At 71.9% G+C, this 13,160-nt stretch carries 8 protein-coding genes, 1 tRNA gene and 1 pseudogene; 3 read left to right on the top strand and 7 right to left on the bottom strand.

The features are described from left to right. The first annotated feature begins 497 nt into the window (after positions 1–497). A complete protein-coding gene (locus BMY40_RS00655) occupies positions 498–3,356 on the top strand; it encodes a glycoside hydrolase family 48 protein (protein WP_093655628.1) in 2,859 nt (952 codons plus the stop codon). A gap of 779 nt (positions 3,357–4,135) precedes the next feature. Next, entirely contained in the window at positions 4,136–4,738 is a 603-nt protein-coding gene (locus tag BMY40_RS00660; protein ID WP_093654237.1) for a M23 family metallopeptidase, read from the top strand. Between the two features lie 114 nt (positions 4,739–4,852). Here the strand turns inward: BMY40_RS00660 and BMY40_RS00665 are convergent. The 3 genes from BMY40_RS00665 to BMY40_RS00675 all read right to left on the bottom strand — a co-directional run bounded on the left by BMY40_RS00665 (position 4,853) and on the right by BMY40_RS00675 (position 6,968). Further along, positions 4,853–4,925: transfer RNA gene (locus tag BMY40_RS00665), tRNA-His, on the bottom strand. Between the two features lie 155 nt (positions 4,926–5,080). Further along, positions 5,081–5,686: an oligoribonuclease gene (gene orn / locus BMY40_RS00670; RefSeq protein WP_093654239.1), complete on the bottom strand. Its 606-nt coding sequence runs from the start codon at positions 5,684–5,686 to the stop codon at positions 5,081–5,083. 10 nt (positions 5,687–5,696) lie between these two features. Then, positions 5,697–6,968, bottom strand: coding sequence for a helix-turn-helix domain-containing protein (locus BMY40_RS00675; RefSeq protein WP_093654241.1), 1,272 nt, complete (start codon positions 6,966–6,968; stop codon positions 5,697–5,699). A gap of 762 nt (positions 6,969–7,730) precedes the next feature. Between BMY40_RS00675 and BMY40_RS00680 the strand changes: the two genes are divergently transcribed. Then, positions 7,731–8,252, top strand: coding sequence for a universal stress protein (locus tag BMY40_RS00680; RefSeq protein WP_093654243.1), 522 nt, complete (start codon positions 7,731–7,733; stop codon positions 8,250–8,252). 257 nt (positions 8,253–8,509) lie between these two features. Here BMY40_RS00680 and glmS read toward each other — a convergent pair whose 3' ends face one another. The 4 genes and pseudogenes from glmS to BMY40_RS29030 form a co-directional block, all read right to left on the bottom strand. Further along, complete coding sequence (gene glmS, locus BMY40_RS00685; protein ID WP_093654245.1) at positions 8,510–10,336, bottom strand: glutamine--fructose-6-phosphate transaminase (isomerizing); 1,827 nt, start codon at positions 10,334–10,336, stop codon at positions 8,510–8,512. Positions 10,337–10,436: 100 nt separating this feature from the next. Further along, the gene (locus BMY40_RS00690) at positions 10,437–10,712 is read right to left on the bottom strand and encodes a hypothetical protein (RefSeq protein ID WP_093654247.1); all 276 of its coding nucleotides are present in this window, start codon (positions 10,710–10,712) and stop codon (positions 10,437–10,439) included. 167 nt (positions 10,713–10,879) lie between these two features. Further along, positions 10,880–11,806 (bottom strand): DUF4429 domain-containing protein, encoded by a 927-nt coding sequence (locus BMY40_RS00695; RefSeq protein WP_093654249.1) that lies wholly within the window; start codon positions 11,804–11,806, stop codon positions 10,880–10,882. Positions 11,807–12,300: 494 nt separating this feature from the next. Continuing rightward, positions 12,301–12,873 (bottom strand): annotated as a pseudogene (locus tag BMY40_RS29030) (N-acetylmuramoyl-L-alanine amidase); the annotation flags it as partial. Positions 12,874–13,160 lie beyond the last annotated feature (287 nt).

Raw genomic sequence — 13,160 nt, forward strand, 5'->3', positions numbered from 1 at the left:
GGGAGGGCGGGGTGTACGGGAGGGAAACGGGCAGGCCGGCACCGCCGCGAGGGAACGCGGCAGGGAGTGCTGCGGTGCTGTCTAACGCCCGGAGGTGCGGTGGGGGGTGCATGAAGCGGCTCCTGGTCGGTCGAACGCGCCGTCCCTGGCGCACGACTGTGGAAGCGCTCCCACTGGTTGAAGGAGAACGTAGCGCCAACTTCCGGTTGTGGCCAGAGTGCGTTCAGTAATTGGCGGATCGAATTTCTTCGGCAGGGTCATCTCGTTCAGACTCTTGACAGGTGTCATGTCCACCTTGACCCTTGGGAGCGCTCCCACTGGTTTCAGTTCCTCAGCCCGTGCGCCTTCGGGCGCTGCTCTTCCCCACACCCCGAGCCGCGAGGAGGGAACCCCGCATGCGCGTGTTACCGGTACCGGAGGTGCCGCCGAAACCCCCCAGAGGCAGGACCAGGAAACTGCTGGTCGCGGCCACCGCCGCGATCTCCCTGCCACTGGGCATGAGCTCGGCGCTCAGCGGGACGGCCCAGGCCGCGGCCCTCCAGTGCAGCGTCGACTACACGAAGAACGACTGGGGCTCCGGCTTCACCGCGAACGTCACCATCACCAACCGGGGCTCCGAGGCCATCGAGGACTGGACCCTGACCTACGACTACAGCGGCAACCAGAGGCTCCAGCAGGGCTGGAACGGCCAGTGGTCGCAGTCGGGCAGGACCGTCACGGTCAAGAGCCCGACCTACAACACGAGGATCGCCTCCGGCTCGGCCGTCACCGCCGGCGCCAACTTCAGCTACAGCGGCACCAACGCCGACCCGACCTCCTTCTCGGTCAACGGCACCCGCTGCGGCGGCAACCTCTCCGCCCCCACCGCCACTCTGACCAGCCCCGGAGCGGGCGCGGTCTTCTCCGCGGGCGCCACCATCGCGCTGGCCGCCGACGCGCGGGCGACGGAGTCCGGGGCCACCATCGAGAAGGTCGAGTTCTACAGCGACACCGAGCTGCTGGGCACCGACACCACGGCCCCCTACTCCTTCGACTGGGAGGACGTCCCGGCCGGCAACTACTCGATCTACGCCGTCGCCCACGACTCCAACGGGATGTCGGCCGAGTCCACGCCCGTCGGCGTCGAGGTGACCGACGGCCCCGCGGTGGTCGTGACCCCGGCCCAGCTCGGGGTGCGCCAGGGGGAGACCGCCCGGTTCGCCGTGAAGCTCTCCGAGCAGCCGTCCGCGAACGTGACGGCGACGGTGGCGCGCACCGGCGGCAACAGCGGACTGTCCGTGGCGGACGGCGCCTCGCTCACCTTCACGCCCTCCAACTGGGACACCCCCCAGAACGTGACCATCGCGGCCGACGACACCGGCTCCGGAGCGGCGACCTTCACCGTCAGCGCCCCCGGCCACGACGCGGCCGAGGTGACGGTCACCCAGCTGTCCAACTCCGGTGACGCGGGCGAGTACGAGGACCGCTTCCTGGAGCTCTACAACAAGATCTTCGACCCGGCCAACGGGTACTTCTCGCCGGAGGGCATCCCCTACCACTCCGTCGAGACGCTGATGGTCGAGGCCCCCGACCACGGTCACGAGACGACCTCCGAGGCGTACAGCTACCTGATCTGGCTGCAGGCCATGTACGGCAAGGTCACCGAGGACTGGGGCCCGTTCAACGAGTCGTGGCAGATCATGGAGGACTACATGATCCCCACGAAGGCCGACCAGCCGACCAACAGCTTCTACGACCCCTCCAAGCCCGCCACCTACGCGGCCGAGCACCCGACCCCGGAGGACTACCCGTCGGCGATCGACGGCAACGTCCCGGTCGGCAGGGACCCGATCGCGGCCGAGCTGCGCAGCGCCTACGGCACCGACGAGATCTACGGCATGCACTGGCTGCAGGACGTGGACAACGTCTACGGCTACGGCAACGAGCCCGGCAGCGTCTGCCAGGGCGGACCGGAGTCGGACGCGCCGTCGTACATCAACACCTTCCAGCGCGGCTCGCAGGAGTCGGTCTGGGAGACCGTCCCGCAGCCCACCTGCGACGACTTCACCTTCGGCGGTGAGAACGGGTACCTCGACCTGTTCATGGACGACGACAACTACGCCGAGCAGTGGAAGTTCACCAACGCGCCCGACGCCGACGCCCGCGCCATCCAGGCCGCCTACTGGGCCGAGATGTGGGCCGAGGAGCAGGGTAAGAAGTCCGAGATCACCGCGACCCTGTCCAAGGCCGCGAAGATGGGCGACTACCTGCGCTACGCCTTCTTCGACAAGTACTTCAAGAAGATCGGCAACTGCACCGGTCCCACGTCCTGCCCCGCCGGCACCGGCAAGGACAGCGCGCACTACCTGCTGTCCTGGTACTACGCCTGGGGCGGCGCCACCGACACCAGCGCCGGATGGGCCTGGCGGATCGGCAGCAGCCACAACCACTTCGGTTACCAGAACCCGATGACGGCCCACGCCCTGACCACCGTCCCGGAGCTGCGTCCCAAGGGCTCCACCGCGGTGTCGGACTGGGAGAAGAGCCTCCAGCGCCAGGTCGAGTTCTACCGCTGGCTGCAGTCCGACGAGGGCGGCATCGCGGGCGGTGCGACCAACAGCTGGGAGGGCGACTACGGCACCCCGCCGGCCGGCACCCCCACCTTCTACGGCATGTTCTACGACGAGAAGCCCGTCTACCACGACCCGCCGTCCAACCAGTGGTTCGGCATGCAGGCCTGGTCGATGGAGCGCGTCGCCGAGCTCTACCACGAGACCGGCAACGCCACGGCCAAGGAGGTCCTGGACAAGTGGGTGGACTGGGTCCTGTCCGAGGTGACCGTCAACCCCGACGGCAACTACCAGATCCCCTCGACGCTCCAGTGGTCCGGAAAGCCCGACACCTGGAACCCGTCCAACCCCGGTGACAACTCGGACCTGCATGTGACGGTCCGCGACTACACCACCGACGTCGGTGTCACCGCGGCCCTGGCCAAGACCCTGATGTACTACGCCGCCAAGTCCGGCGACGAGGAGGCCAGGACCACCGCCAAGGCGCTGATGGACGCCATGTGGGACCACCACCAGGACGCCATGGGCATCAGCGTCGAGGAGACCCGGACCGACTTCGAGCGGTTCGACGACCCGGTGTACGTCCCCTCGGGCTGGACCGGCACCATGCCCAACGGCGACAGGATCGACTCCGACTCCACCTTCCTGTCGATCCGCTCCTTCTACCAGGACGATCCGCAGTTCAACAAGGTGGAGAGCTACCTGAACGGCGGCCAGGCGCCGACGTTCAACTACCACCGCTTCTGGGCCCAGGCGGACGCCGCTCTCGCCCTGGCCACATACGCGGACCTCTTCGGCGACGAGTAGCCGCCCGAGAGGGGTGAAGCCGGCCCCCCGGTCCGGTCTGGTCGACGGCGGCCGCACCGGGGGGCCTTCCAATCCGCACCACCGGCGGCACCGGCACGAGCGGTGCCGCCGGCCGGTGACGAGCCGGAGCGGTGGTCCGTCCGTCCCCCGCCTCTCCACCGCCCGGCCGCACCCGACGGCCGCGGCCGTCCGCACCGGCACCGGGATCGCCCCCGGCGCCGGTACGCCGGACGGCCGCGGCCCCGTCTGTGCCCCTCCGCCCGCCGTGGAGGCGGGACGCGGTCCGCCCCGGGCCGGCCGCCGGTCCGCCGGCCGTGACCGGTGGCCGGCGGCCGGCCCGGGGAGATCCCGGCCGCGACCACAAACCTCCTGCCGGGCAGGCTCGTTCGGCCCGCGCCGGCCGTCACGCCTCCCCGCGTCCGCCTCGGCAGCCCTCCCCCCGTGCTACCACCGCCTCCCCGCCGCCGTCCTCCCTCCACCCTCCCTCGGCATTCCGGCGCGGCAGGGCCGGAAGGTGACCGTGTGCCAGGCGGCCCGCCGCGGGCGCGGCGGACCGAGGGGGCACCTGCCGGGTGGTTTAGTCCATTCACCTGTAAGGGGATTGTCGCCCGACGGATCGTCCGGAACCGCAACCGCGCCCACCGGAAAGCGGGTTCGCACCCCCGGACCCGGCCGGCGCTACGCCGTTCGGCGGCCCCGGAGGCGGTCGCGAAGATGCGAGAAGGCCCCGGCTGACGTGTCCTCACATCTATGGCACCGCCGAATGGGAGGTCGAAACGATGGCTACACAGGGTGGACGTCGGCAGTGGACGCCGGACCGGCGCGGACTGGTGCTGCGCGGTGCGGCGCTGGCGGCGCTCGGAAGCGTCCCGTTCCTGGCGGGAAGGACCGAAGGGGCCGAGAGCGGGTGGGAGCGGTCGGGCGGCGACGCCGTCCCGGCGGCCTTCTCGGCCGGGCAGGAGGCGGTCCTGGGGCGCTGGGCCCGGCCGGTGGCGGGGGACTACCGGGTCTCGGCCGCCTACGGGATCCCCGGCAACTGGCAGGCGGGCCACCACACGGGCATCGACTTCGCGATGCCCGTAGGCACCCCCGTCTACGCGGTCGGCGCCGGCTCCGTGGTCTTCGCCGGTGAGGCCGGCGCCTACGGGAAGGCGGTGACGGTCAGGATGGACGACGGCTACTACGCCCTCTACGCCCATCTGTCGCGGATCTCGGTGAACGGCGGGGAGCGGGTGAAGGCGGGCAGCGCGGTGGGCAACTCCGGGGCCACGGGCCGGGTCACCGGCCCCCACCTCCACTTCGAGGTGCGCAGCAAACGCGGCTACGGCTCGGACGTCGACCCCGTCGCCTACCTCGCCCGGCGCGGGGTGCAGCTGCTGTGACCTCCGCCACGGCCTTCGGGGCGTGGTTCCCCGCCGTGTTCCCGCGGTGCTCCCGCGACCCGGCGGACGATCAAGGCCCGGCCTGCTTCCGCAGGCCGGGCCTTGATCGTTCAGGGTGAGTAACGGGACTCGAACCCGCGACATCCTGGACCACAACCAGGTGCTCTACCAGCTGAGCTATACCCACCATGACCGGTGCTCGTGGTGCTTTCCGCACCGGCCGATAAGAGTGTACAGGGTCGTGGACCATGCCCGCGCACCTTTGTCCCGCGTGGCCCCGCGGAGGGCTCCGCAGGGCTCTGCGGACGTTCCGCGGACGGTCCGCGGGGGCCCGGGAGCGCCTCAGCCCGCGGCGGGCAGCACGTGCCGGGCCGCGATCCTCCGCGCCGTCTCCGAGTCCGGACCGGGCGCCGGGACGAAGACCGCCTCGCGGTAGTAGCGCAGTTCCGCGATGGACTCCCTGATGTCCGCGAGCGCCCGGTGGTTGCCGCTCTTCTCCGGGCTGTTGAAGTACGCCTTCGGGTACCAGCGCCGGGCCAGTTCCTTGATCGAGGAGACGTCGACGATCCGGTAGTGGAGGTAGTCCTCCAGCGTCGGCATGTCGCGCATCAGGAAGCCGCGGTCGGTCCCGACGGAGTTCCCGCACAGCGGGGCCCGGCCGGGCTCGGGGACGTGTTTCCTGACGTACTCCAGGACCCGCTGTTCGGCGTCCTCCAGCGTGGTGCCTCCGGCCAGCTCGTCGAGCAGGCCGGAGGCGGTGTGCATCTCGCGGACGACGTCGGGCATGGTGTCCAGTGCCTCGGCGGGCGGGCGGATCACGATGTCCACCCCGTCACCGAGCACGTTCAGCTCCGAGTCGGTGACCAGCGCGGCCACCTCGATGAGAGCGTCTTCGGACAGCGAGAGCCCGGTCATCTCGCAGTCGATCCACACCATGCGATCGTTCATGCGCCCCAGCCTACGGGGCCCGGCCGGGCATGCGGCCCCGCTGGGAGGGCAGCCGGGGGGTGTAGGTGTCGGATTCCGGTTTGCCGTGCTCGCCCCGTACGCTCCGCTCCGTCCGGTCGGCGCGTTCCCCCCGCTCCCCCCGCTCCCCTCGGTCCCCCCTCTCCGCGCGCGCTGCGTGGGCCGTGCCGTGCGCGGCGGACTCGGCCGCGGCGTGGTCGGCGCGTGCCTCGGAGGCGCGCTCCCCGTCCCCGCCGCCCTCCGGTCTGCCGGTGCGCGCCCGGTAGGCCGCCCGGTACGCCGCCGGGGACGCGCCGAGCTGCCGCCGGAAGTGGCCGCGCAGCGCGACCGGCGAGCGGAAGCCGCAGCGTCCGGCGACCTCGTCGACCGAGTAGTCGGAGGTCTCCAGCAGCCGCTGCGCCTGGAGCACCCGCTGGGTGATCAGCCACTGCAGCGGTGCGCTGCCGGTCAGCGAGCGGAACCGGCGGTCGAAGGTCCGCCGGCTCATGTAGGCCCGCGCGGCCAGCGTCTCCACGTCGAACTGCTCGTGGAGGTGCTCCAGGGCCCAGGCCACGACCTCGGCGAGCGGGTCGGTGCCGATCTCCTCGGGTAAAGACCTGTCCAGGTAGCGCTCCTGACCGCCGTTGCCGCGCCGGGGCGGTACGACGAGGCGGCGGGCCAGGGCTCCCGCCGCCTCGGCGCCGTGGTCGGTGCGCACCACGTGCAGGCACAGGTCGATGCCCGCCGCGGTGCCGGCGGAGGTGAGGATGTCCCCGTCGTCCACGAACAGCTCGCGCGGGTCGACGTGGACCCCCGGGTAGCGCTTGGCCAGCGTCGGCGCGTACATCCAGTGCGTCGTCGCGGGGCGGCCGTCGAGCAGGCCGGCCGCGGCGAGCACGAACGCGCCCGTGCACAGGCCTATGATCCGCGCCCCCTCCTCGTGCGCCCGCCGCAGGGCGTCGAGGGCCGCCGGGGGCGGTGGCTGGGTGATGGAACGCCAGGCGGGTACGACGATCGTGCCCGCCCGGGAGAGCGCCTCCAGGCCGTACGGAGCGGTCAACTCCAGGCCTCCCGTGGTGCGCAGGGGTCCCTCTTCGCCCGCGCACACCAGAAGGCGGTAGCGGGGAACGCCGGCGTCCTGCCGGTCGATGCCGAAGACGGACAGCGGGATGGAGCTCTCGAAGATCGGGCCGCCGCCGAAGAGCAGTACGGCGACGATCTCGCGGCGGCGGCGCGCGGCCAGCTTGCGCGTCGTCCCAGGGCCGTGCGTTGGCTCCTGGCTCATGGAACTAAGCCCCCCTCAGTCGTCGCGTCCTTCCGGTCCTGCACGTTTCCCCCGCCGTGGTTAGCCAAGATCGAATCTACTGTGTCTGTCGAGGCTGACGGGACAAGTTCACCACTCGCCGCTATGTCGACATGACAACTTGGCGTGAAGCGTTCGATCACGAAGCGTTCCACTCGTCGGCGCCCCTGGGAAGAACGCCTCGCTTCGTGGCCGTCTGTCCGCGGGGTGCACTTGTTCGCCTCGATTCTCCCCGCCCTGGTGGGCGGTGCGGGGTCAGCCTCTGGCAAGTTGTGTACCACGGCTGGAAGTTGGCCGAAAAGCGCAGGGGCTCAGAAAGCAGCAACCGGAGCCTTGAGGGCGTACGCCGCGCACCGGGGGGCGGACTGCCGCCTGAGTCATTCGCCTCCGTGCGCCCCCGCGCCGGTACGGCGGTGACGACCCCGGTGCGGACCTGGCACGGATCTGGCGCCGGCCTGGTGCGGAGCCGGTGCGGGCCGCCCCGCACCGCCGCGGGCGGCGGCGCGGGGCCCGTGCGGCCGGGCCGCCGGAAGGGGATATTCCGGAAGCCCCGGGCGGTCCCGGGAGGGTGCGGAGGAGGGGGCCGGGGGCCGCCCCGGCATTGCGCAACGCTTTCCGCTCCGGCATGCTGCACCGGCAGTGACCGCAGCCTCTGGGCAAGGGGGGAGTGCCGTCGTACCCTCAGGGGTATGGGCTGAGGAACATGCTTCCAGGACGTATTCCTAGGCACACGTGACGTAACCGATGGCTGGACACGAGATCCCCGACCCCGCGGACCGCAAGCGGCTCGCCGATCCGGCGGCGACGCCCCGGGCGGCGGACGAGACGCGCCACTCCTGCGATCCGGCGTTCCGTCACGGGGTCGTGGTGGGATTCGACGGCTCGGTCTCCAGTGAGCGGGCCCTGGCCTACGCCATCGGCATGGCGAAGCGCTCCGACTCCGGGCTGATCATCGTCCACGTCGCCAACCGGCTTCCGACGACCGTGTGGGCGGGCTGCGAGCCGCCGGTCTTCGTCGACGTCCCCGACCACCGCACCGAGGTGCTGGGCCTGGAGCTCGCCTGCGCGGACCATCTGTCCGAGGTCCCCTGGATCCTCGTCGAGCGCGGCGGCGACATCTGCCACGAGCTGGAGGAGGTCGGCTGCGAGTACGAGGCCGACGCCATCGTCGTGGGCTCCACGCACGGCCTCGTCGGCCGGTTCTTCGGCTCGGTCGCGGGCCGCCTCGCCCGCCGCGCGCGGCGCCCGGTCGTCGTCATCCCGTAGCGGCCGCCCGCCGCGCCCTTCCAACTCGCCCCGGAAGAAGGGGAGTCGGCGAATCCACCCCCGCCCGGAGGTGGATTGTGCGCTTGTGACGGGCATACAGACAGCAGCGTGCCGCCGCGCGGGAGGTGACGGTCCCACGCCGCGGCCCACCGCCGGCGTGATGGGCGACGCCGGCACAGGGAGGCGGTCCCCTCGTGCGCCCGGTGGCACGTACGGGGGGACCGCCCGCGCCTTCCGCGGCCGGGAGCGCTCCCGGCCTACTCCACCGTCACGGACTTCGCCAGGTTGCGCGGCTTGTCGATGTCCCGGCCCAGGGCCAGGGCCGTGCGGTAGGCGAGGAGCTGCAGCGGGACGCCCATCAGGATCGGGTCCAGCTCCACCTCGTTGCGCGGCACCACGATCGTGCGGTCGGCCTTCTCCTGCTCGGAGTGCGCCACGGCCAGGATGCGGCCGCCGCGGGCCCGCACCTCCTCCAGCGTGGCGCGGTTCTTCTCCAGCAGCTCGTCCTCGGGCAGGACCGCCACGGTCGGCACGGCGGGCTCGATCAGGGCCAGCGGACCGTGCTTGAGCTCGGAGGCCGGGTACGCCTCGGCGTGGATGTAGGAGACCTCCTTGAGCTTCAGGGACGCCTCGCGCGCCACCGGGTAGCCGCGCACCCGGCCGACGAACATCATCGACCTCGCGTCCGCGTACTCCGCCGCCAGCTTCGCGATCTCCTCCTCCCGCTCCAGGATCTCGGCGATCTGGCCGGGCAGCCTGCGCAGACCGGCGATGATCCGCCGGCCGTCGGCCACCGACAGGTCGCGGATGCGGCCGAGGTGGAGGGCGAGCAGCGCGAAGGCGACGGCGGTGTTGGTGAAGCACTTGGTGGACACCACGCACACCTCCGGCCCGGCGTGCACGTACACGCCGCCGTCGGTCTCGCGGGCGATGGCCGAGCCGACGACGTTGACCACGCCCAGTACCCGCGCGCCCTTGCGCCGCAGCTCCTGGACGGCGGCCAGGGTGTCGTAGGTCTCCCCGGACTGGCTGACGGCGATGTAGAGGGTGTCGGGGTCCACCACCGGGTTGCGGTAGCGGAACTCGCTGGCGGGCTCGGCGTCGGCGGGGACCCGGGCCAGCTCCTCGATCAGCTGGGCGCCGATCAGGCCCGCGTGGTACGCCGAGCCGCAGCCGAGGATCTTCACCCGGCGCACCCCGCGCGCCTCGCGGGCGTCGAGGTTGAGGCCGTCGAGGCGGACGGTGGCGAAGCGGTCGTCGATCCGGCCGCGCAGCACCCGGTCCACGGCGTCGGGCTGCTCGGAGATCTCCTTGTGCATGTAGGTGTCGTGGCCGCCCATGTCGTACGACTGCGCCTCCCACTCCACCGTCGTGGGGACGGCGGAGGTGCGGCTGCCCTCGGTGGTGCAGGTGCGGTAGTCGCCGGCCTTGACGGTGGCCATCTCGCCGTCGTCCAGGGTGACCACCTGGCGGGTGTGGGAGACCAGCGCGGCCACGTCGGAGGCGACGAACATCTCGTGCTCGCCGATGCCGAGCACCACCGGTGAGCCGTTGCGGGCCACGACGATGCGGTCGGGGAAGTCGGCGTGCAGGACGGCGATGCCGTAGGTGCCCTCGATGTGGCGCAGCGCCTCGCGGATCCGCTCCTCCAGCGTCGGGGCCTGCGAGCGGCCGACGAGGTGGGCGAGGACCTCGGTGTCGGTCTCGGAGGCGAACTCCACGCCCTCGGCGGTCAGCCGCGCGCGCAGCTCCTCGGCGTTGTCGACGATGCCGTTGTGGACGACGGCCACGCGGCCGCCGGAGTCCCGGTGCGGGTGGGCGTTCTCGTCGCTGGGGGCGCCGTGGGTGGCCCAGCGGGTGTGGGCGATGCCGGTGGTGCCCGCGAAGCGCTCGGGCAGGCGCGCCTCCAGCTCGCGTACGCGGCCCTTGGCCTTGACCGTGCGCAGGCCCGCGGCCCGGCCGGTGCCGCTGCCGTGGACGGCGATGCCGGCGGAGTCGTAACCCCGGTACTCCAGGCGCTGAAGGCCTTCCAGCAGGAGCGGGGCGGCGTCGCGCCCGCCGATGTATCCCACGATTCCGCACATACGGGGTCCTCAAGGCTCTCGGTCGGTTCGTTCCGGATGCCCGGTCCGCGGGCGCCCGGTCCTTCGGCGGCCGACCGGCGCCGCGGGTGGCGGGCGGCGGTCAGCCGTAGACGATGCGGCGCAGTTGCCGCAGGGAGAGTCCGGGCGGGGCCACCGCGCGGTGCGGCAGTTCGGCCGTGATCCGCTCGAAGATCTCCTGGTTCGCCAGCCCCCGGGACTGCAGCTCGCGGTGGCGGCGGCGCACGAACTCCTCGACCGTCTCGTCGAAGTACGCCAGGACGTCCAGGACCACCCGGGCCGCCTCGCCGCGCCGGAGCGGCGTGGAGCGGACGAGGTGGTCCACGAGGTCGTCATGGGCCGAGGGGCGTTCGAGCACTCGTAGATACTGAGGCCCGCACTCGCCCTTGTGCAAGAAATCTGCCCGATATCGGGCAGGGTCGGGGCCGAAGGGGGGAAGTGGGGCCGAGGCGGCCCGGTCGCCGCTCCCCCTCACCCTCCGCCGCTTCCCCTCGCCTTCCGTCCCCTTCCACCGCTCTCCCGCTGTCAGAAGCGGCGCAGCACGGCCTGCTTGGCCGCGGTGAACTCCTCGTCGGTGAGCACCCCGTCACGGCGCAGCTCGCCCAGTTCGCGCAGCCGCCGCAGCAGGACGTCGTGGTCGGCCCCCTCGGAGCCAGGCCCTGAGCCGTGTTCGGAGCCGGAACCGGAGCCGGCCTCGGACCGCGGGCCGTCCGCGGGTGGCAGGGCGGGAGCGGACGCGGAGGCCGAGGGGTGCGGCAGCCGGGCGGTGACGGCGGCGGCCAGCAGCACCGAGCTGACGTCCTTGGCCTGCCGAACCCCCCACAGCACCAGGCAGTTGGGGTCGTGGTCGGGCTTGAGGACGGCGTGCGAGCCCTTGGGGTGGAAGCGCACGAAGCCGTTCTCCAGCCCGACCGCCGGGGACCACTCCACACCCGCCAGCTCGTGCAGCGCGAACGTCCGCGGTCCGGCGGAGGACTTGCTCCCCTCCGCCACCCAGTTCCAGTCGATCCGCACCCGGTCCCCGTCGAAGGAGGCCGTCCCGTCGGTGCCCTGCACCGTCAGCGGCACCGGCGGGCCGGGCAGCAGGTAGCGGTCGCACGGCTCGGCGACGGGCACCTGCTCCAGCAGCAGGGCGTTGCGCAGCTCGTCCGCGAAGTACTCGGCGACCCCGGCGCGATCCGGCTCCACCTCGAGGCTGTACGGGTCGGCGGCGTCGGGCAGCCGTCCGCCCGCGGCCTGGAGGAGCGGGTCGGCGCCGTGCCGCAGCCGCAGACGCAGCCGGCCGGCCTTGCGGCCGGGCTCGTAGGCGATCCCCGACACCGCCTGCAGCGGCACCGCCACCTCGCCGAGCAGCCTCCGCAGCCTGTGCACGCTCTTGTGGTGCCCGGGCACGATGCGCACCGTGCCGCCGTCGAACGTCCAGTTCCCCGCCCGCTGGAGTATCTCGGTCATGCGGTGATTGTCTCAGCCGCCGGACCGGACCCCCGCCCGTCGGCCCCGGTGCGCACCGGCCCCGGCGTCCGTCAGTCCCAGTAGAGGCCGCGCAGACGCGAGGTGACGATGGTCACCGGGGCGTCGTCGTTCGGATCGGCGGGGTAGTAGGCGGCCTCGAAGCGCAGCTTCTCGCCGCGCGCGATGCTGCCGGAGTGGTGGAAGTCGGCGTAGGTGTTCCCCGGGGTGCCGACGCGCTCGATGATCCCGGACTCCCAGCGGGTGCCGTCCGGCCGCAGGTGGTAGAAGCGGCCCTGGATCGTGGATCCGGCCGGGAGGGCGGCGGTGAGGTGCGCCATCACCTGGTAGCGCGTCGCGCCGGTCAGGATGTCGGTGCCCTTGATGTCGAGGGTCTTCCACTGCCGGGGAGCGAGCCGGATGTCGCTGGTCTGGTACTCGCCGATCACCTTGGGCACGTCGTCCTCCTCACCCCAGTCCCAGCCGGGGTTGTGGTTCAGGCGCTCGCGTACGCGGGCGCGCATCGTGTTCATGGAGAAACCGCGCGGGTCGACCTTGCCGGGCTGCCACTCCAGGTGCCCGATCACGGACTCCGCCTTCCAGCCGTGGTGGCGGCAGAGCGCGGCCGCGGCGCGTTCGATGGCGTCCAGCTGGGCCGCGGGCCAGGGGTCGCGGCCGTCGCCGAGGTTCTCGCACTCGAAGCCGTAGAAGTGGCGGTTGCCGTCGGTGTTCGCCTCGTTGTCCGGGGGGAGGGATCTTTCGGCGATGACGGCGCGCAGGACGTCGTCGTCGCCCATGCCGGCGTGGTTGGCGCGGCCGTGGCCGACCAGGTGGACCCGCCCGTCCTTGGTGATCACGCCGTGGCACAGCGGACCCGGCAGCGTCGAGTAGCCGGTGCGGCAGATCTCGACCGTCCGTGCCGACCCGGAGGTCACGGTGTGGTGGATCATCACGCCGTGCACCGGCCCCCACGGGCCCTTGTGGTTGCGGTTGTGGGTGCGCCAGCTACCGACCTCGACGACTCTGAGCCCCTCTTTCCTGAGCGCGGCGACGAATGCGCTCGCGCCGATGGGAGTAGCCATGTGTGTTCTCCCGGTTACTTCTGGTGAGGTGCCTGTTCTCTTTCCTTACCCACTCCGGCGGGTGCGCCCGAAGGAGTGGCCAAGATTTTTTGAAGCCCTTCCGCGCCGCTCGGGGCCATGGCTCTCCCTGGCCGCGGACGGGGGCTGTTCGCCTCGAAGCGGAGAACAGTGTTAAGAATGGGCATGTGATCGGACTTTCCGACCGATCTCGGGATTCACTGCGCCGACTGCTCGGTGCCCGGCGTTCACCAGCGGAACGGCATGAGGGCGGGAGA

This window comes from Streptomyces radiopugnans (assembly GCF_900110735.1).
GTDB classification, from domain to species: Bacteria; Actinomycetota; Actinomycetes; order Streptomycetales; family Streptomycetaceae; genus Streptomyces; species Streptomyces radiopugnans.

Bases quoted from the DNA above. Each gene is read 5' to 3' on its own strand.
- BMY40_RS00655 (WP_093655628.1), top strand. From the start codon at position 498: ATGAGCTCGGCGCTCAGCGGGACGGCCCAGGCCGCGGCCCTCCAGTGC.
- BMY40_RS00660 (WP_093654237.1), top strand. From the start codon at position 4,136: ATGGCTACACAGGGTGGACGTCGGCAGTGGACGCCGGACCGGCGCGGA.
- orn (WP_093654239.1), bottom strand. From the start codon at position 5,686: ATGAACGATCGCATGGTGTGGATCGACTGCGAGATGACCGGGCTCTCG.
- BMY40_RS00675 (WP_093654241.1), bottom strand. From the start codon at position 6,968: ATGAGCCAGGAGCCAACGCACGGCCCTGGGACGACGCGCAAGCTGGCC.
- BMY40_RS00680 (WP_093654243.1), top strand. From the start codon at position 7,731: ATGGCTGGACACGAGATCCCCGACCCCGCGGACCGCAAGCGGCTCGCC.
- glmS (WP_093654245.1), bottom strand. From the start codon at position 10,336: ATGTGCGGAATCGTGGGATACATCGGCGGGCGCGACGCCGCCCCGCTC.
- BMY40_RS00695 (WP_093654249.1), bottom strand. From the start codon at position 11,806: ATGACCGAGATACTCCAGCGGGCGGGGAACTGGACGTTCGACGGCGGC.